Origin of the sequence: Xenorhabdus budapestensis (assembly GCF_002632465.1) — a bacterium.
GTDB classification, from domain to species: domain Bacteria; phylum Pseudomonadota; class Gammaproteobacteria; order Enterobacterales; family Enterobacteriaceae; genus Xenorhabdus; species Xenorhabdus budapestensis.
Genome location: NZ_NIBS01000008.1, coordinates 33,874 through 53,805 on the forward strand (window position 1 = coordinate 33,874; position 19,932 = coordinate 53,805).

General features: G+C 42.0%; 14 protein-coding genes. 4 read left to right on the forward strand and 10 right to left on the reverse strand.

Annotated features, from left to right (window positions below; all coding sequences use genetic code 11):
• Window positions 1-165: 165 nt before the first annotated feature.
• The 8 genes from wzz(fepE) to apt form a co-directional block, all read right to left on the reverse strand.
• Complete coding sequence (wzz(fepE), locus tag Xbud_RS09280) at window positions 166-1,281, reverse strand: LPS O-antigen length regulator Wzz(fepE) (protein WP_099135799.1); 1,116 nt, start codon at window positions 1,279-1,281, stop codon at window positions 166-168.
• A 215-nt stretch (window positions 1,282-1,496) separates the two neighbouring features.
• Complete coding sequence (hemH, locus tag Xbud_RS09285; protein WP_099135800.1) at window positions 1,497-2,462, reverse strand: ferrochelatase; 966 nt, start codon at window positions 2,460-2,462, stop codon at window positions 1,497-1,499.
• Between the two features lie 172 nt (window positions 2,463-2,634).
• Complete coding sequence (gene adk / locus Xbud_RS09290; protein ID WP_099135801.1) at window positions 2,635-3,279, reverse strand: adenylate kinase; 645 nt, start codon at window positions 3,277-3,279, stop codon at window positions 2,635-2,637.
• Between the two features lie 173 nt (window positions 3,280-3,452).
• A complete protein-coding gene (gene htpG / locus Xbud_RS09295; protein WP_169923053.1) occupies window positions 3,453-5,342 on the reverse strand; it encodes a molecular chaperone HtpG in 1,890 nt (629 codons plus the stop codon).
• Window positions 5,343-5,567: 225 nt separating this feature from the next.
• Window positions 5,568-6,176 carry a recombination mediator RecR gene (gene recR, locus Xbud_RS09300; RefSeq protein WP_099135803.1) on the reverse strand — a complete coding sequence of 203 codons (609 nt, stop codon included), beginning with the start codon at window positions 6,174-6,176 and terminating at the stop codon, window positions 5,568-5,570.
• The gene (locus Xbud_RS09305; RefSeq protein WP_099135804.1) at window positions 6,176-6,505 is read right to left on the reverse strand and encodes a YbaB/EbfC family nucleoid-associated protein; all 330 of its coding nucleotides are present in this window, start codon (window positions 6,503-6,505) and stop codon (window positions 6,176-6,178) included. Before Xbud_RS09305 ends, recR begins: the two co-directional genes overlap by 1 nt.
• Window positions 6,506-6,552: 47 nt before the next feature.
• A complete protein-coding gene (gene dnaX, locus Xbud_RS09310) occupies window positions 6,553-8,571 on the reverse strand; it encodes a DNA polymerase III subunit gamma/tau (protein WP_099135805.1) in 2,019 nt (672 codons plus the stop codon).
• A 97-nt stretch (window positions 8,572-8,668) separates the two neighbouring features.
• Window positions 8,669-9,220 (reverse strand): adenine phosphoribosyltransferase, encoded by a 552-nt coding sequence (gene apt / locus Xbud_RS09315; protein ID WP_099135806.1) that lies wholly within the window; start codon window positions 9,218-9,220, stop codon window positions 8,669-8,671.
• Between the two features lie 208 nt (window positions 9,221-9,428).
• On the opposite strand from apt, the gene priC reads away from it, so the two are divergent.
• Together priC and rsmS are read left to right on the forward strand one after the other, a co-directional pair.
• Window positions 9,429-9,971: a primosomal replication protein PriC gene (gene priC / locus Xbud_RS09320; protein WP_099135807.1), complete on the forward strand. Its 543-nt coding sequence runs from the start codon at window positions 9,429-9,431 to the stop codon at window positions 9,969-9,971.
• A 17-nt stretch (window positions 9,972-9,988) separates the two neighbouring features.
• Window positions 9,989-10,159 carry a pleiotropic regulatory protein RsmS gene (gene rsmS, locus Xbud_RS09325; RefSeq protein ID WP_099135808.1) on the forward strand — a complete coding sequence of 57 codons (171 nt, stop codon included), beginning with the start codon at window positions 9,989-9,991 and terminating at the stop codon, window positions 10,157-10,159.
• Between the two features lie 36 nt (window positions 10,160-10,195).
• Here the strand turns inward: rsmS and mscK are convergent, their stop codons facing one another.
• Both mscK and acrR read right to left on the reverse strand, forming a co-directional pair.
• Window positions 10,196-13,684 carry a mechanosensitive channel MscK gene (mscK, locus tag Xbud_RS09330; RefSeq protein WP_099135809.1) on the reverse strand — a complete coding sequence of 1,163 codons (3,489 nt, stop codon included), beginning with the start codon at window positions 13,682-13,684 and terminating at the stop codon, window positions 10,196-10,198.
• Window positions 13,685-13,845: 161 nt separating this feature from the next.
• A complete protein-coding gene (acrR, locus tag Xbud_RS09335) occupies window positions 13,846-14,496 on the reverse strand; it encodes a multidrug efflux transporter transcriptional repressor AcrR (protein ID WP_145956621.1) in 651 nt (216 codons plus the stop codon).
• 151 nt (window positions 14,497-14,647) lie between these two features.
• Here acrR and Xbud_RS09340 point away from each other — a divergent pair, with 151 nt between their 5' ends.
• Window positions 14,648-15,847 carry an efflux RND transporter periplasmic adaptor subunit gene (locus Xbud_RS09340; RefSeq protein WP_099135811.1) on the forward strand — a complete coding sequence of 400 codons (1,200 nt, stop codon included), beginning with the start codon at window positions 14,648-14,650 and terminating at the stop codon, window positions 15,845-15,847.
• Window positions 15,848-15,861: 14 nt separating this feature from the next.
• Window positions 15,862-18,996, forward strand: coding sequence for an efflux RND transporter permease subunit (locus tag Xbud_RS09345; protein ID WP_099135812.1), 3,135 nt, complete (start codon window positions 15,862-15,864; stop codon window positions 18,994-18,996).
• Window positions 18,997-19,932: the final 936 nt, after the last annotated feature.

Consider the following 19,932-nt stretch of genomic DNA (forward strand, 5'->3'; position numbering starts at 1 on the left):
GCGGCATATTAGCATAATCCCATTTGGCACAATACTACAGTGAAACAAAAAACCTGATGTTCATAAATGGTATCCATAAAGAAAAGCGGCCAACGTTATTACAACATTAGCCGCTAAAATTACGGTTATTATAAGTCCCTAAAAAATATTGGTTTATAAAACATATTAAGCTGTTTGCTGCTTCTGACGACTACGCACCATATGGCGCATCAGGACAAACATAATGGACAGGATAAAGCCAATAAAGCCAGCACCAACCAGAATCAACAGACGTTTAGGTGAATCTTTCGTTGTTGGCTCATAAGGCTCCTGCATATATCTGAATGGCTGGAAATCAAGTTTATCAATATTTACAGTTCCCAGATTCTTGATATACAAAAGACGGTTACGCAAATCCGCATCTATCATTGTTGAATCGGTGATTCCTTCAGTAATCTGCAATTTTCGTTGCAACGCATCGGAACCTAATGCAATTGAATAATCTGGATCATCCTTAATGATAGAGCCACCATTAGAGACTGGTTTTTTGACACCCGCAGAGTTGGCGATGGAAATCGCATACTTCAATCGTTCAATATCTGTAGCACGCATATTGGTGATACGAGCCAAATCGATCTCATAGAGTTTTTTCGAGTAAACCAGCTTCTGATGCACCATATCATCCAGTTCATCTTTCACCTGATCCCGCACAACTGAAGAGACAAATTTGATATAGCCAGATAATAATTTGTAAGAATCTTCCGCTGTACCGGCACTAAAAGAGAGCGTTGTTTCATAAGACTCATCATCTTTATCTTTTTTAGGCACGGAAGAGGAAATATTTTTATTTACAATCTGTTCGATCAGGCCTCTTTTGCTCTGTGCAGTAATCTCGTCTTTACTGGCAAGCAGTGCTCGGAAATAATCAGTATCCACCAAATACTCTTCACGTAATACACGTGAATTATAGTTTTCAACAAAACGCTTATATAACGACTCTTCTGTCAGCTTTGGTTCAAGATTAAGAACATGCAGCTCTGTTAATACGTTTTTTAATGGCTGAAACTCTTCCAACCCTGGTTGCACCATCGCAGCCGTACTGGTCCATTTTTGTGGCAAGAATGATGCAATACCAAAGCCAATTACTGCAAATACAAAGGATACTGCAATAATCAAATATTTTGATTGAAAGATTACGGAAAACAATTCAAACAGATCAATTTCATCTTCTTGTTGCCTTGAATGATAATAATCTGCATGCTCCTCATAAAAATCTGCGTGCTTAACTGGTTTCTTACTCATTATCTACATTTCCAATCCAAAATAATTTTGCTTCTCAATTGTTGCCCGCCGAGTTTCTGCTCCCACTCACGGATTCTTTTGATTTTGAAGCAATATCCTTAAAAATCACACAACTCGCAAAACATATGCTGGTTAACTATAAGCAAAAATATACATATCAACTAAGGGTTTACCAGCATGGAGTCCGATAACAATCCATGATTGCCAATAATTCATTACCTGACGATGTTATTGATCAATTGTTCGAACAGCGAAATGTGTGCCTCATTATCGTTAAGTGCAGGTATATACTCAAACTTTTTCCCACCTGAACCCAAAAAAACAACTTTATTCTGTTGCTTAATTTCTTCCAATGTCTCAAGGCAATCAGATGCAAACCCCGGACATAATACCTGAACATGTTTCACACCTTGTTTTGGCAGCGATGCCATTGTCTTATCCGTGAAGGGTGTTAACCACGGCAAACGACCAAAACGTGATTGGTAGGTCATCATAATTCTATCTGCCGGATAATCCAACATTTGCGACAAAAGCTCAGTCGTTGCCAGGCAATCTTTTGGATAAATATCCCCCATTTTCACCAGACGTTCAGGAATTCCATGGTAAGAAAGAATAAGGCGGTCAGGCTGACCATGTTTTTCAAAACTTTGCTCTACTATTTCCTTTAGCGCAGCAATGTAAGCAGGGTGCCTTGCATAACCACGGATAAAATGCAGATGAGGAATAGTACGATATCCCTGCAATATTTTGCTGATACTATCAAATACAGCTGCCGATGTTGTACTGGAATATTGGGGATAAAGAGGAAGTATGATGAAATGATCAACACCTTGCTGTAACAAAGTATCTACTGCCTGAGGTAAAGAAGGTAAGCCATAAGTCATCCCCAGAACCACAGGAATATTACTCAGCTTTTCACTCAAGCGTTTTTGTTGACGAATACTATAAGCCAGTAAAGGAGATCCCTCTTCTGTCCAGATTTCTTCGTATAGTTTAGCGACACGGGAAGAACGGAAGGGAAGAATAACACCGTGTAAGAATGGCTTCCAAATCAATGCAGGGATATCTACCACCCGTCGGTCACTTAAGAATTTCGCCAAATAACGTCTGATTGCTGCTGGTGTAGGTTCATCTGGCGTGCCAAGATTGACCAATAGAACACCATAATTGCGATTACTCATTCCTCAACACTCCATCAAAATGACTGGTAATCTAAAATAAAACACTATGATAGTCACATATTACATTTTATGGGGCGAGAGTCTCATGGTATATGAGGTAAAAGTCAGGCGGTATTCACACCGCCCGCTCTGGCAGTTCAGGATTAAAATGAATCAAGAACCGACTGTATGATTAACCCAGAATTCTGGCTAATTCTTCGCTGACTTCAGACACCTGACGGGTTCCATCAAGTTTGAAGTATTTTGTATTACCGTTCTGAGCTTCTTGTTGGTAATAAGAAACCAAAGGTGCTGTTTGTGCATGGTATTCAACCAGGCGTTTATGAACTGTATCTTTCTGATCGTCTTTACGAATGGTCAATTCTTCGCCTGTAATGTCGTCGTGGTTTTCCACTTTTGGTGGATTGAATTTGATATGGTAAACACGGCCTGATGGTGCATGTACACGACGACCAATAATGCGTTCAACGATAATTTCGTCTGGAACATCAAACTCCAGCACATAATCAACCTTGATACCCGCTTCTTTCATAGCATCAGCCTGAGGAATGGTACGTGGAAACCCATCCAACAAGAATCCATTACGGCAATCATCTTGTTTGATGCGCTCTTTAACCAAGGCAATCACCAGCTCGTCAGTGACCAGTTTGCCATTATCCATCAATTCTTTTGCTTTCAAACCTAACTCGGTGCCTGCCTTTACTGCGGCACGCAACATGTCACCTGTTGAAATCTGGGGGATCCCAAATTTCTCCATGATAAATTGCGCCTGAGTCCCCTTACCGGCGCCTGGCGCGCCCAGCAGAATAATACGCATCGCGTAAATCCCCTTGCTATTTGCTTTTCGTATTTTTAAAAGAAAACGAACCACCATACCATTGGAATGGGGGATGGCTCAAGAAAACAGGTAAACGTTTTCGCTTTCATCAAAAAATAAACCACGCTCAATTTTCGGTTGAAGCGTGGTTTATTGTCATAATTTCAGCGAAATTACGCTTGTTCAGCTAATAATAATTGATTCATACGACGAATGAATTGGTTTGGATCATTCAATGTTCCACGTTCAGCAAACAGCGCCTGATCCAGCAGTAATTCTATCCAGTCAGCAAACTGAGCATCATCCTGAATGTCAGCCGCTCTTTTCACCAAATTATGTTCCGGGTTCAGTTCAAAGTTATAACTAACTTCTGGCACTGACTGGCCTGCTGCTGCAAACAGTTTTGCCATTTGAGTCGTCATTCCGTTGGCATCAGTGGTGACTATCGCCGGAGTATCAGTCAATCGATGAGTCAGTTTAACTTCTTTCACACGTTCACCAAGCAGTGTCTTCACGCGTTCAATAAATGGCTCTAGTTTCTTATCTTCTTCTTCCTGCTCGGCTTTGTTCTCATCAGCCAGTTTATCAAGGGATTCATCAGCCTTACTAACTGACTGGAATGATTTACCATCGAACTCAGTCAGATAGCTCATCATCCATTCATCAATACGGTCGGACAACAACAGAACTTCAATGCCTTTCTTACGGAACAGTTCCAGATGTGGGCTATTCTTCGCCGCAGCATAACTATCAGCCGTAATGTAGTAAATCTTTTCCTGACCTTCAGCCAAGCGGCTGATGTATTCTTCCAGAGAAACAGTTTGTGATGAGCTGTCATTGTAAGTGGTTGCAAAACGCAGTAATTTAGCGATAGCTTCTTTGTTTCCGCCATCCTCAGCCGGGCCTTCTTTCAACACCAGACCAAACTGCTGCCAGAAAGTCTGATATTTCTCTGCGTCATCTTTTGCCAGTTTATCCAACATTTGCAATACACGTTTAGTCAATGCACTGCGCAGATTACGGGTGATTGAACTATCTTGCAGAATTTCTCGAGAAACGTTCAATGGCAGATCGTTGGAATCAATCAGACCACGGACAAAACGCAGATAATTTGGCATGAATTGTTCTGCTTCATCCATGATGAATACACGCTGCACATACAGTTTCAAGCCATGTTTATGTTCACGGTTCCACAAATCCCATGGGGCTTGAGAAGGAATATACAGTAAGCTGGTGTATTCCTGCTTACCTTCAACACGATTGTGGCTCCAGCTCAGAGGATCAGTGAAATCATGAGAGATGTGTTTATAGAATTCTTTATACTCATCATCGCTGATTTCAGCTTTACCACGAGTCCACAAGGCTTGAGCTTTATTGATTTTTTCCCATGCGACAGTAACTGAATCGTCTTCTTCGTTTTTAGTTTGGGTTTCAATTTCAACAGGCAAAGCAATGTGATCAGAATATTTGCCAATGATAGAACGTAGACGCCAGTCGTTAAGGAACTCGCTTTCCCCCTCGCGCAGATGCAGAGTAATTTCTGTACCACGATCTGTCTTTTCAATATCTGCAACAGTGTAATCACCTTCACCGGTCGATTCCCAGAATACACCTTGTTCTGTCTTCGCACCTGCCGCACGGGTACGTACGGTCACTTTATCAGCAACAATAAAGGAGGAGTAAAAACCAACACCAAATTGTCCAATCAACTGGCTATCTTTAGCCTGGTCAGAACCGATAGATTCAAGAAATGCCTTAGTACCGGACTTTGCAATCGTTCCCAGATTATCGATCACTTCATCACGGGTCATACCAATACCATTATCGCTGATGGTAATGGTTTTCTTCTCTTGATCTAAAGCCAGACGAACGCGCAGTTCAGCATCATTCTCGTACAATTCAGGCGCAGATAACGCCCGGAAGCGTAATTTATCAGCGGCATCTGATGCGTTTGAAATCAGCTCGCGGAGAAAAATTTCTTTATTGGAATAGAGAGAGTGGATCATCAATTGCAATAGTTGTTTGACTTCAGACTGAAATCCACGGGTTTCCTGATCTTTCATGCTCATTTATTACCTCAATCTAAATCCAGTTCAGATATGTAAAATCGGAAGATGGTAATCAAATGGGGATAAAACCTGAAAGTTTCAAGCTCAGATAACAAGAAGAATTTGAAATTAATTATATAAATCATTAAAAACAATAAGTTATACAAGACATTATGGATGATGGGGCTCTCCGCAACACCATCCATTGGAATTTCCCATTAAAAAATAATGGGAGAACAATCACAAGTCAGTAATTTTCTGCCGGCCAGCAAGAGAATGGGATAGTGTTGTTCCATCCACCATTTCGAGTTCCCCTCCAACGGGAACACCATGAGCAATACGACTGGCAGTCACACCATATTGTGAGCACATTTCCGCAATATAGTTTGCTGTTGCCTCTCCTTCGACAGTCGGGTTGGTCGCCAGAATAATTTCTGACAGGGTTTCAGAAGACAAACGCTCTTCCAAGCGCTCCAACCCAATATCCATTGGACCAATACCATCCAACGGCGATAAATGCCCCATAAGGACAAAATAACGCCCCGCAAATTGACCGGTCTGTTCAATTGCGTGGATGTCCGCTGGGCTTTCCACCACGCAGATTTGACCATTTTGCTGGCGACGGGGATTGGCACAAATTGTGCACTGTTCCTGCTCTGTAAATGTCCGGCAGTCCTGACAATGACCAATTTCAGACATGGCGCGCGTCAATGCTTGCGCAAGCCGCATACCGCCACTGCGATCCCGTTGTAAAAGATGAAACGCCATTCGTTGTGCCGATTTAGGGCCTACACCCGGCAGGCAACGCAGTGCTTCCATCAAGGATTCAAGAAGAGGGCTGGTTTGCATCAGAAAGGCATCTTAAAGCCAGGTGGCAATTGCATACCACTGGAAACACTGGCCATTTTTTCTTTTTGAGTTTCTTCAATACGGCGAGCTGCATCATTGAATGCCGCAGCAATCAAATCTTCCAGCATATCCTTATCATCGTCCATCAGGCTTGGATCGATTTCGATACGGCGGCAGTTATGTGCACCATTAATGGTAACTTTCACCAAACCTGCACCAGATTCACCAGTCACTTCCAGATTTGCAATCTCTTCCTGCATCTGCTGCATTTTTTCTTGCATCTGCTGGGCCTGTTTCATCAAATTGCCCAAACCACCTTTACCAAACATAATTCTCTCTCTTTGCTTTAGACACAGTATAAATACACACTGCGAGGTTAAACAGGCCGGATACTTTCTTCATCCAATTCTGCATCGAATAACTGCTGAAGTGTTTGAATCGTTCTATCCGAAATAATGGATTGGCGAGCTTGTGCCAATTTTTCTTCATAAATGGCTTGTCGCCACTCCAACGGCGTTTTTACCGCTGGATTATCATCTTCAATGATACTGAGTTCAATAGGTTTACCATGTAATTCACTCAATGCTTCGGATAAAGATCTCTGTACCGATGCTGAATTAAGATGACGTTGTTTTGAACGCAAATGAAGGCAGAACTGACTTTCGTTAACCTGCTCTTTAAATGCATTCAATGCCACCTGTTGAACCAGTTTTGGAATATTCAAGTTATCAATTTCAGCGGCCCATGGATCTCTTTGCTTAGATTCAACAGCCAACTTTTCCAGCAATTCTGGTGTCTTTTCATATTCAAGCGCTGATTTGATCGCTTTTGGTGTTGTAGCAACTGGTTTTTCTTCAATATTTTTAGCACGCCAGCGATAAGCCTCTTGTTTTACAGGTTTAGATTCCCGTGCCTCGGGAATAAAAGATTGCGGCCGCTGTTCAGCCACCGTAACCAATCGCTCCAGTGCCAAACTTGCCGGCTTCGTCTTCACAGACGCTGCCGGCTCAACCTTTTTTGGAGGAGCGTTTCCTTGGCGAGAAAGCAGATTCCTCGCTTGCAGTAATTTTGCTGTCGGACTGTCAGCTACCGATTCTGCCTCTGATGTTTGGGGCGTTTTTTGTTCAGTAGATTTTTTGCTGACAATACTGTCAGGTACAACATTGTCAGGTACAGGATTATTTGGCTCGGAATTATTAGGTTTGGATTGAGCTATAAAACGCTGTTGTGCAGGTGTTGATGCGGCAATAACCGATGCAGCAGGCATTTCTACATTATGGGGTTCCGGCGTTTCTTCAATAATTGTTTTGGGATGAAACGCCAAAGCACGCAATAATGCCATTTCAACCCCCATTCTGCGCTCCGGCGCATAGGGGAGATCTTTACGACCAACCAATAAAGCCTGGTAATAAAGTTGTAAATCGCTAGGTGAAATTGATTTCGCCAGCCATCGCAAACGCCCTTCTGTTGAAGACGATTCTATGTCTGGTTGTTGAGGCAACAATTGGATCATGGCAATGCGATGTAACAACGATAACATCTCGACCAAGAGATTTTCCCAATCCATACCACGTGCTGCAACCTGATCAACCAGAGCCATAAGCTTCTGCCCATCAGCACGAACTAACGCTTCTATCATTTCCAGAGGCTGTTCATCATCCAGCGTGCCCAACATCTGGCTGACAATCTCTGCTGTCAGTTTTCCCCCTCCACCGAGAGCAATGGCCTGATCGGCCAGACTTAATGCATCACGCATACTGCCATCCGCTGCACGAGCCAATAGCTGACGGGCCCGAGCTTCGCTCTCTATTTGTTCGGCCTTAAGTACATGCTCCAATTGACCACTGATTTGATTAACATCCAGTGCTTTCAAATGAAATTGCAGACAACGTGAAAGAATAGTTATCGGCAATTTCTGCGGATCAGTCGTTGCCAACAGAAATTTCACATGTTCTGGCGGTTCTTCCAATGTTTTGAGTAAGGCATTGAAACTATGACGTGACAGCATGTGTACTTCGTCAATAAGATAAACTTTGAAACGCCCTCTGGCAGGTGCATACTGCACGTTATCCAGCAATTCGCGGGTATCTTCCACTTTTGTTCGCGAAGCAGCGTCAATTTCTATCAGATCAACAAATCGTCCCTGCTCAATTTCAAGGCAGTTTGTACACTGTCCGCAGGGGGTTTTTGTGATACCTGTTTCACAATTCAGCCCCTTTGCCAACAGACGCGCAATAGTTGTTTTTCCCACACCACGAGTGCCGGAAAAAAGATAAGCATGATGGAGGCGCTGGTGTTCAAGACCATTAGCCAATGCAGTCAACACATGTTGCTGACCAATCACATCAGAAAAAATTTGTGGGCGCCACTTACGGGCAAGTACCTGATAGCTCATGAATACCGAGGAAATTGAACACGACTGTCTATCATGCTAGCACAGCCTCACCATGGACGGCGAGGCTGAAGTATCAATTATACAAAAATCAGAACAATCAGTGACCAGGAAATTCGACGAGAATGTAGCTGTCAACACCCTGATTTTTCAAACGCTCTGTACCACCCAAATCAGGTAAGCCAATGATAAAGGCGGCTTCAGAAACCTTTCCACCAAGGCGACGGATTAAGCGAACTGTCGCTTCGATTGTTCCACCAGTTGCAAGCAGGTCATCAATAACGAGAACTTTATCTTCGGCTTTGATACTGTCTTTATGAATTTCTAATGTATCAGTGCCGTATTCCAGATCATAAGTTTCACTTAATATCTCTCTGGGTAATTTGCCTTTTTTACGGACAGGAACAAACCCCACTCCCAAACGCAGTGCTACAGGTGCTCCAAACAAGAAACCACGCGCTTCAGTACCGACAATTTTGGTGATACCTTTTCCCTCAAAATGTGCGACCAGTAAATCAATCGTCGCTTGGTACGCAACGGGATTATCCAATAGCGTAGTAATATCACGGAAAAGTATGCCTGCTTTGGGATAATCAGGTATTGTTTCAATACTATCTTTAATAAATTGCAGTTTTTGTGCGTTAGCGGTCATAATTAATGCCAGCCAGTTAAAAAAATGAAAACGCTAAAATCTATGAAAACTACCGGAAAAAAGCAACAACAAAGCACGTTGCTGCTTATATTTGTTGATATGTATCAAACTTATCCTCTATGACATCCTGCATCATCATTAAACATAACTTTGATGATCGGATAGCATAGAATTTAACAAGAAGATTATTGACTATAACGGGATACTGATGGGTATACAAAATTTATTAGATGTGCTTGAAAAACAAATCAGTATGCTGGCAACCGAGTTAACTTCCCTGCCCGATACTCCATTTTCAATTGCTCGCTTTGATCAGGCTTTATTTCATCACCACAGCAATAGACTCAGTGGATATATGCAGGAAATTAACCAGAATATGGCCCAGTTAAAACATTGTGTTAGAGATAATCGTACTGTACAGGTCAAATTTCTCTCTGAACGTTTAGTAATGCAAATTGAGGCTCTGAAAAGAGAATTTTCCACCCAATCACTCCGCAGGCAAGAAGATAAGTTTGATCAACAGTCACAAGAACGAGATCTTTACCAACGATTAGCCGAACATCAAGATTATCAACGCCGTTTAATAGCAATGATTGATGATCGTGAGTTACAACTAGATCAACAAGTTGTATTGGCAAATAAATATAAACTGCAAAAAGAAATCGCCGCTCTGGCAGGAAGGCTTGCCCGTTGCCGTCAGGCATTAATGCGTATAGAAAAAGTGATAGAAAAACAGGAATATTCAGATTAATTAGAGGAATAACCGTTATGACTCTCGAAAATGCACCAGCTGAAGTTAAACTTGCAGTAGATCTTATTTATCTACTCGAATGCAATGAAATTTCCCCTGAAATCGCATTAGCTGCACTAGAGATCGTCAAACATGATTTCCAAGGGAAGCTAAAACAAGAGTCTCAACAAACTGAGAAAAATGCCTGATAAACAATCATCAGGCATGTTCTTTAAAGTCATTCCTTAAGGTAAGAGCGGCTTGTCGTCAGAGGCTGGAGGTTCATCTGAATGACGTCGGCCACTGCTCACGGAGGGTTGAGGTACGGGATTTCGCATCATAGTCTTTTGAATCTCTTGCAGACTATTTCCCTGTCCATTATGCAAATAGACTTCCAGCTGATTGAACGCAATATTGATATCATTTTCCCGGCACAATTTATCTATACTGCGGTTAACTTCATCTACCGTGCGGCTGCGATCACCTAATTCCCGCACATATAACCTTAATTCATGATCCAGTGTGCTGGCCCCGAAACTCATAAAATAAACCTGTGGTTCTGGTTCGTTCATTACGCGGGGATTACTTTTCGCCGCCTGTAACATAACTTCTTTCACCTTATCGAGATCAGAACCATATGCAACACCCACCTTAATGATAATTCGGGTGATTGTGTCAGAAAGTGTCCAGTTAATCAGGCGTTCTGTAACAAATGCCCGGTTAGGAATAATGACCTCTTTACGATCAAAATCAGTAATTGTTGTTGCACGAATACGGATTTTACTGACTGAACCAGAATATGTTCCTATAGTAACGGTATCTCCAATACGGACAGGACGTTCAAACAAAATAATCAAACCTGAAACGAAGTTGGCAAAGATTTCCTGTAAACCAAATCCCAACCCTACCGAAAGTGCTGCTGCCAGCCATTGTAATTTATTCCATGAAACACCCAGTGTTGCCAGTGCACTAATCCCCCCAACACCGATGATAAAATAAGTCAGCGTTGTCTTAATGGCATAAGAGGAACCCTGTTGTAACTGTAAACGGGATAGTACCAATACTTCCAACAAACCCGGCAGGTTTCTCATCATGACCCATGAGATAACCAGCATCGCTATGGAAAGTGCCAAATCTTTCAAGGTGACATGTTGCAGGACATTTCCCAGCTCTGTTGTCGTGCTGTATTGCCACAGATTAATTCCGTCAAGGTAAGAGAATACCGTCACCAAGTCAGACCAAGTCCAGTAAAAGGCCATAAAAAAGATCAGAAACAGCACCATCGTGGTTAAACGTAATGATTGCTGGTTAATAAGATCCAACGCCATTGGTGGTTCTTCTACCACTTCACCTTCTGCACCTTCTTTTACTTGAGCCTGACGGCGGGCAATCGCCCGGTGATACGCAATACTACGCGCTGCAAGGCTTAATCCACGCAGACAGGACTGATAGCAAATATGCCAGAGAAGTAGCAGATAAACACTGTAAAGCCAGCGTTCAGATAAACGTAATGCCGTATAGAAGTAGCCGGATACTGTCAGCACAATCAGAACCAACGGTGCAAAAGTCAATGTCGTTATCACGATGGTTTGGATCATATGCGAACTTTTTTCACGCCATACCTGACGACAGAATGGAAAAATAAAAATAAAAACAAAGAACAGACAAATCAGTACCGTACATTGACCAATAACATCATCAGATAAACGAAGTGGATGTTTAACACCCAGAGTTACCCAGAACAGAAGCGGCAATAAAGCGAGTGACAATCTCACGAGATTCTTGCGAAATAGTGAACACATTTCTCTGCTCAGTGAGAAATGCTGTTCTCCGATCCCACCTTTATCCAGAATTTGGTAACTGCATCCATAGACAATCCAGAATAACGCCATTTGACGGGAGAATCCCCAAACCAACTCCCCTAACTCATCACCTGACTTCGAGTACCAGTAACCTATTGCCAGAATAATAAAAGCCAGTGGCAGTGTCTTTATCAGCGTTAGAATCAAGGCAAGTGGAGTATGTAATTGACTATCTCTGCGTAATTGCCCTACCTCAGCAGAAATTTTCTTCAGTTGCACATTAATACTTTTTGTCTGCCAACGTAAAAAAAACCCTACAAGTAAAAGGGGAATAACAAAGTGAATGGAATTCTGTAACCCGGTGATAAGCCCGCTGATCGTAAAATGAACATTAAAATGCGTCAGCTCCTCATGAGCTAATGCTGGCAGTGATTTCAACCATGCCCAGTTCATAGGCTTATTGCTATTAACCCAGAAAATCTGCTGGACGAGCGTCTGTTCCAGCGATTGAGTCACATCCAATAACTCCTGTTGATCCATCTGCAAATTAATGGCATGTGTAATCTGCTGACCAAGCAGATTGTTCAGTTGGTTCAATAAATCCCGACGAATCTCAAGCAATTGCCCTATCGCATTACGAATTTCCCCAACTACCTCTTGAGGCTCATCTTTTATCTCACTGGCATGTTGGTTCAATAGTTGATTGATATAGTCATTAACCAAGTAAAGCTGATCACGTTGCTGAGCAATTTCAAACTGTTCTAACCGCAAATCGGCAATTTTTGTTGGTAAATCCTTTGTCAGAGCATTTCGGGGTACTTTGAGCTGCTCCTGAAACAAAATGCGTGATAACAATAAGCTTCCACGTAACACCTTAACTTGTTCTTTCAAACCACGCTCAGATTGGATAGCTCTATCCAGAAAATTCTTTACCTGAATTTTTTTCTGCACAAGTTGGTTATTATCCCGTGTTGCCGCTACTAAACGCTCACTAAAATCACGATTTATCTCAATTTCTTCCCTGATCAGCGGATTAGACTGAATATCGGGATTAGTATCATCTGAATTCTGCACCTCTTTGGCGGTTTCTTCCGAAACAATTAGGTGTCTTCCATTAACAATATCCTGAATTAACTGGACATACCGTTCCAATTGTTCAATTTGGAAAGAAGTGTAATCACGTTGAAGCTGTAAAAGGGTTTGCAACTGGGTGTTCACTCGCAAGGACTCTTTCTGGTAGTCCTTTTGTTGCATCAAGAAAGATTGCTCTACCAATAATAATTCGATTTCGGTATGACGAGCCTCGGACTGTTCCGTGATTGCGTTATTAAGCTGATTACGAATTTGCTGCAACCGTTGTACATTATGATACAGCAAATTTTGTGCTCGCTCTGGCTGCGTTTGTAACCCAATCAGTTGACTATTATAACTGGCGAGATTGTCCTGTGCTTTTTGCAGACTGTTCAGTGTATTGTTCAGTTTGGTTTCAAGTTGTTTCAGGGACAAAGTAGCCAGATTTTGCTTATATTCATCCTCATTCTGTTGAGAATTATTCTTCAGATTTGCTAATTCAGCGGTGAGCTGTTGTGATTTCTGCGGCAATTCCTGTAAATTTTTTTTAAGTTGCTCAGAATCCAGCTTAACCTGATCTATTTTATCAAAGAAAGAGAGCGTTTTTTCTAAATCGGCTATTGAGGTTTTCTCCTCAACTGTATGCTCTTTACGCTCTGTTAACACTTTAAGTTGATTCTGGATATCATCACGCGTTGGAACATCACTGCTGAATGCAGCCATAGCTGGATGAAAAAAGCATGACAGAAGAATAAATAGGCTCAACAGTCCTAAAAAGCGAAAATACAGTATCCCAGGTCTTTTATTGCACAAGACCCCCTTATTGAGTACTACACTCAAATAGTGGTTAAATGGAACCATGAATTCATCTACTCATCGTTTGCAGATAATGGAATGATAGCACTGAAGTGCGGGCAACACTGCTATGTTTATTTTTCAGCCCAGTGTCAAGAATCTACTTTTGAACACATAACTACTGGTCATAATAAAAATTGATTCCATCCATATTTATCTCATGTTATTCAAAATTTGTTTTCTTCAATACGACGCAAGTGATGGCTATATTTTAGTGTATCGATGAAACTATCCACCAGATATACAGATTGCTCCTGAATATTAAAACTGTCCGGCGCAAATAACCAATTCTCCAATAACCCGGTCATTAATGCTCTTAGCATAATAGCTGAACGTTTGGGATCGATATCATAAGGCAACTCTCCCGATTGAATACAAGCAACCAACACATCTTCTATTTTTTGATAATCGGAAATACATACCTCCCGAATCTGCTCAGCCAATAAAGACATTTCTCCAATAAACTCACATTTATGGAAAAAAATTTCCATTAACAAACGGTTCTGGCAATTACCCGTCATCATTTTTAACAGAAAAATCAACAGAGATCTCAATACAAGGAGTGGATTATTGGGATATTTTGCTTGATACTCTTTTTCAAAAGCATCTATTGTGCTTTCGGGCATTTTACAAGCAGCAAAAAGCAAATCAGTTTTGTTTTTAAAATGCCAATAAATTGCGCCGCGTGTTACACCGGCTGCAATTGCGATATCTGATAATGACGTAGCAGAAACGCCACGCTCAGAAAAAACCTTTATCGCAGCTTCTATAATTTGTTGACGAGTTTCTTTAGCTTGCTGTTTAGTTTTTCGTGCCATTTTTATGCCATAAACTTTGTTTTTTAACCGAGGCTGATTTACATACATTCATGTATGTTTGTACTATAGCATCGCTCATCAATGAAGTAATAATTTCACTCGTTAGCACTCATCAATTCGAGAGTTTACATTGAAAAATTGAGGTTTACTTATGCGAAAAATCAGAGGGGTTGTGCCTCTGGCCACATTACTGGTACTTTCAGGCAGCTTCATTCTCTCAGGATGTAATGACAGTCAAGATTTTCAGCAAGGGGCTGCTGGCGAGCAGGTTCCTGAAGTCGGTATCGTAACGCTGAAAACTGAACCTCTGACAGTGATCACAGAATTACCGGGCAGAACTTCAGCTTATCGCGTTGCTGAGGTACGCCCTCAAGTCGGCGGCATCATTCTGAAACGTAACTACAAAGAAGGCAGTGATGTTCATGCCGGAGAATCTTTATATCAAATTGATTCAGCAACCTATCAGGCAGATTACAGTAAGGCCAAAGCAAATCTGGCCAGAGCAGAAGCAAACGAGAGCGTCGCTCGTTTAACTGTTGAACGCTATAAGTCATTGCTGGGTACACAATATGTTAGTAAACAAGAATTTGATAAAGCAAATTCTGAATATGCTCAGGCTGCGGCAGATGTTCAATCTTTGAAAGCGGCATTGGAAAGTGCCCGCATAAGCTTAGCTTATACTAAAGTCACTTCTCCCATCTCAGGACGTGCAGGTAAATCTACCGTCTCTGAAGGAGCACTGGTTTCTGGCGGGCAGTCAAATGCTTTGACAACGGTTCAACAACTTGATCCTATCTATGTTGATATCACGCAATCCAGCGATGACTATCTGCGGCTTAAGAATGAGATCGCAAAAGGCACAGTTCAACGAGAAAACGGTAAGCCCAAAATTCACTTAATCACTGATGCAGGGAAAATGTATAGCCAGACTGGTCACCTTGAGTTTTCAGACATTACTGTGGATGAAACAACGGCTTCCATAACAATGCGTGCTGTTTTCCCGAATCCAAATGAAGAACTACTTCCCGGTATGTTTGTCCGTACCAAACTGGAAGAAGGAGTACGCAAAAATGCGATTTTAATTCCTCAACAAGGGGTGACTAGAACACCTCGCGGTCAAGCAACGACATTCGTCATTGATAAAGATAACAAAGTGGAATTACGTTATATCAATGCCACTCAGGCCGTTGGCAACAAATGGCTGGTTACCAAAGGCCTGAAAGCGGGTGACAGAGTCATCGTCACAGGGTTGCAGAAAATCGCGCCGGGAATAACAGTTCAGCCAACAGAAGTTGATTTGGATGCCAAGCCTACAACAACTAAAACTGAATCAGCCAAAAAATCTCAATAAGGAGTTGGGGATTCATGCCTAAGTTTTTTATAGAACGACCAATCTTTGCATGGGTAATTGCGATTATCACTATGCTTTCTGGTCTGTTGGCAATAATGAAATTACCTGTGGAGCAATATCCTTCTATTGCACCGCCATCGATTTCTATCTCAGCAAGTTATTCTGGCGCTGACGCAACAACAGTACAGAATACGGTCACTCAAGTTATTGAGCAAAATATGAATGGGATCGATAACTTAGTGTACATGTCTTCTAGTAGTGACTCTGCCGGTCGCGTGAGTATCACACTCACCTTTGAAGCGAACACAGACCCTGATATTGCACAAGTGCAGGTACAAAATAAACTGCAACTGGCAATGCCTTTGTTACCTCAGGAAGTTCAACAGCAAGGCGTTAGCGTTGATAAAACAACCAGTTCATTTTTAATGGTCGCGGGCTTCATTTCTGAAGATGATTCTATGACTCAGGATGATATCTCCGACTATGTTGGAGCCAGTGTCAAAGACTCACTCAGCCGCGTTACTGGTGTGGGTGAAGCAATGCTGCTTGGTACTCAGTATGCCATGCGTATCTGGCTCGATCCTGACAAGTTAGTCAATTATAAAATGACTGTACAAGATGTCATGAAGGCCATCAAGGATCAGAACAACCAAGTTGCAGCCGGTCAGCTAGGGGGAACACCTCCTGTTCCCGGGCAACGCCTAAATGTTTCCATCATTGCCCAGACACGTCTAAGTTCTCCCGAACAATTCAGCAAGATCCTGATACGTGTAAATCCTGATGGTTCAAAAATCAGTCTGAGTGATGTAGCTACTGTTGAGCTTGGTGCTCAAAACTATGGCTTCATCGCCCGATTCAACGGTAAAGCTTCGTCAGGGCTCGGTATCAAATTAGCAACCGGTGCCAACGCCTTGGATACGTCTAAAGCTGTCAAGAAAGTACTGGCTGAACTGCAACCATTTTTCCCGCATGGTTTGACCGTTGTATATCCGTATGACACAACTCCCTTCGTTAAGATTTCTATTTTCGAAGTGGTGAAAACACTGGCAGAAGCTATCCTGCTGGTCTTCGTTGTCATGTATCTGTTCCTGCAAAATTTCCGGGCAACATTGATCCCAACCATTGCGGTTCCGATCGTATTGCTGGGTACATTTTCAGTACTGGCCGCATTTGGTTACTCCATCAATACGTTAACCATGTTTGCCATGGTACTTGCCATCGGGTTACTTGTAGACGATGCCATCGTCGTGGTAGAAAACGTTGAGCGCGTCATGCAAGAAGAAGGGCTTTCACCAAAAGAAGCCACAAAAAAATCAATGGGACAGATCCAAAGTGCTCTGGTCGGTATCGCACTGGTACTTTCTGCGGTATTTGTTCCAATGGCGTTCTTTGGTGGATCGACCGGTGCAATTTACCGTCAATTCTCGGTGACAATCGTCTCAGCAATGATATTGTCTGTATTTGTCGCCTTGATCCTGACACCAGCACTCTGTGCAACCATGCTTAAGCCCGTTACCAAAGGCAGCCATGGCATTCAAACCGGTTTCTTTGGCTGGTTTAACCGTTTGTTCGAAAAAAGTACGCACCACTATACCGATAGTGTGGGGCGTATGTTACGTGGCACAGGACGTTATCTGCTGATTTATGTTGTACTGATCGCAGGTATGGCTCTGATATTCATGCGTATACCCTCTTCTTTCCTTCCACAAGAAGATCAGGGTGTATTGCTGGCAATGGTTCAGTTACCTTCCGGATCAACTCAGGAGCAGACACAAAAAGTATTGGATGAAGTTAATGATTACTTCTATACCGATGAAAAAGACGTTGTTCAATCTGTATTTACCTTAAACGGCTTTGGTTTTGCCGGTATGGGACAAAATATGGGGCTGGCCTTTGTTAGCTTAAAAGATTGGGATGAACGTAAGGCTGCAAAAGACAAAGTCCAGGCAATCCTAGACCGAGCTAACATCCGTTTTTCACAAATCAAGGAAGGGATGGTATTCGCATTTAACATTCCGGCGATTGTGGAATTAGGCTCCTCCAGCGGTTTTGATTTCCAGCTAATTGATAGAGGGAACCTTGGACATGAAGCTCTGACAAATGCACGTAACCAATTACTAGGCATGGTCGCTCAACATCCCGATATGCTCACGAATGTTCGTCCAAATGGGCAAAATGATACTCCTCAGTACCGTTTCTATATTGATCAGGAGAAAGCAGAAGCACTGGGTGTTTCCGTCAATGACATCAACACAACATTAAGTACGATGTTTGGTGGTGCTTATATCAATGATTTCATCGACCGTGGCCGGGTCAAAAAGGTTTATATTCAGGCCAATTCAGCTTTCCGTATGTTGCCAAAAGATATTGGCAAGCTGTATGTCCGTAACTACTACGGTGAAATGGTGCCATTCTCTGCGTTCATAGATACTTCCAAAGAACCGTGGATTTATGGTCCTCCGCGTCTGGAACGCTATAATGGATTACCATCAATGGAAATCGTCGGTGAAGCTGCCCGCGGAAAAAGTACCGGTGATGCAATGGCCCTGATGGAAAAATTTGCTTCACAGTTGCCACCGGGTGTTGGCTATGACTGGACGGGAATGTCTTATCAGGAACGCTTATCAGGTAACCAAGCACCGGCACTATACGCTCTATCATTGATTGTCGTGTTCCTCTGTCTGGCAGCACTGTATGAAAGTTGGTCCATACCATTCTCTGTAATGTTAGTTGTACCACTAGGGGTTATTGGTGCATTGCTGGCAACTTTAATTCGTGGCCTGGACAACGATATCTACTTTAAAGTAGGTTTGCTAACAACAATCGGTCTGTCTGCAAAGAATGCCATCCTTATCGTTGAATTCGCCAAAGATTTGCTAGAGAAGGAAGGTAAAGGACTAATAGAAGCAACCTTGGAAGCCGCGAGAATGCGTTTACGTCCGATTCTGATGACTTCTTTAGCCTTTATGCTAGGTGTCATGCCTTTGGTCTTGAGCAATGGTGCTGGCTCTGGAGCTCAAAATGCCGTAGGAACTGGCGTACTGGGAGGTATGATTGCTGCAACATCGTTGGCAATCTATTTCGTCCCTGTATTCTTTGTTGTAATTAGACGCCGTTTTAGCAAAAAAAATGAGGATTATACCCTATAGATTTCAAGATGCAGCGCGACGGCAAGGGAACGAATTTGCCCATCCAAAGGCAGGCCTCCGGTGAGAGGCAGGAGCCTCTCATTAATCCCCGGTAACACAGATAACTATGTGATCGGGGTGAGTGAACACAGCCAACAAAGCGGCAACTTGAAAGATGACGGGAATAAAATACATTTCATCTCCTCAATAAATCCAGTAATTAACTTAAAAGGCCACATCCGTGGCCTTTTATATCAAGCCAATAACATCAACAACAAAACATCTTCTCATGTATCCAACATGGAAAATCACCTTTACCACAGTCAAAATAAATATTTATGAAAAATAGCCTACATTTAAAATGTGATATCTTTACGTTTTTTATAATAAATGGAAGATAAGTTAGTAACTTGACACCTGTTTCTTCTGATTACACCTTTAATGGTAAAAAGTGTTCCCCCTTGATGATGATATATGTAATAATGACGTTATATTGATTTTGAAAGTTCCAATACAATTACCCATACCCAAGTCAAATTCAAGTTGCAGCGTGATAACAAACAACTTACAAGCCTCCAGAAGCATAGATAACTATACCCAGTAACTGTGCTTAGATAACATATGTGAGTGAACGCAGCCAACGCTATAACCAGCAAAAAAGTAGCAATTTGAAAGATGGAGGGTATATAATGATTTTTGTACCTACTTGCTATAACATCTACTATATTAGTATAATCCAATATATTTGATGACATATGTGTTTACATCCATATTTTTTGTAGCATGCTAGCTTTTGACCTTAATTAAGTGTAAATTGCTCACCTTTAAAAAAGCGTGTTGGTGAACGCAAAAAATATAGAGTCTTATTATTAATAAATAATAATCATGTTTTGATAGGCTTAATTCTAAAAGAACGACTATAATAATTGATATGTATAAGCCTTAGCTCAAATAATC

Excerpts from the sequence above, each read along its gene's own strand:
- Xbud_RS09345 (WP_099135812.1), top strand. The coding sequence starts at position 15,862 with ATGCCTAAGTTTTTTATAGAACGACCAATCTTTGCATGGGTAATTGCG.
- rsmS (WP_099135808.1), top strand. The coding sequence starts at position 9,989 with ATGACTCTCGAAAATGCACCAGCTGAAGTTAAACTTGCAGTAGATCTT.
- dnaX (WP_099135805.1), bottom strand. The coding sequence starts at position 8,571 with ATGAGCTATCAGGTACTTGCCCGTAAGTGGCGCCCACAAATTTTTTCT.
- htpG (WP_169923053.1), bottom strand. The coding sequence starts at position 5,342 with ATGAAAGATCAGGAAACCCGTGGATTTCAGTCTGAAGTCAAACAACTA.
- acrR (WP_145956621.1), bottom strand. The coding sequence starts at position 14,496 with ATGGCACGAAAAACTAAACAGCAAGCTAAAGAAACTCGTCAACAAATT.
- recR (WP_099135803.1), bottom strand. The coding sequence starts at position 6,176 with ATGCAAACCAGCCCTCTTCTTGAATCCTTGATGGAAGCACTGCGTTGC.
- Xbud_RS09340 (WP_099135811.1), top strand. The coding sequence starts at position 14,648 with ATGCGAAAAATCAGAGGGGTTGTGCCTCTGGCCACATTACTGGTACTT.
- hemH (WP_099135800.1), bottom strand. The coding sequence starts at position 2,462 with ATGAGTAATCGCAATTATGGTGTTCTATTGGTCAATCTTGGCACGCCA.
- Xbud_RS09305 (WP_099135804.1), bottom strand. The coding sequence starts at position 6,505 with ATGTTTGGTAAAGGTGGTTTGGGCAATTTGATGAAACAGGCCCAGCAG.
- apt (WP_099135806.1), bottom strand. The coding sequence starts at position 9,220 with ATGACCGCTAACGCACAAAAACTGCAATTTATTAAAGATAGTATTGAA.
- adk (WP_099135801.1), bottom strand. The coding sequence starts at position 3,279 with ATGCGTATTATTCTGCTGGGCGCGCCAGGCGCCGGTAAGGGGACTCAG.
- priC (WP_099135807.1), top strand. The coding sequence starts at position 9,429 with ATGGGTATACAAAATTTATTAGATGTGCTTGAAAAACAAATCAGTATG.
- mscK (WP_099135809.1), bottom strand. The coding sequence starts at position 13,684 with ATGGTTCCATTTAACCACTATTTGAGTGTAGTACTCAATAAGGGGGTC.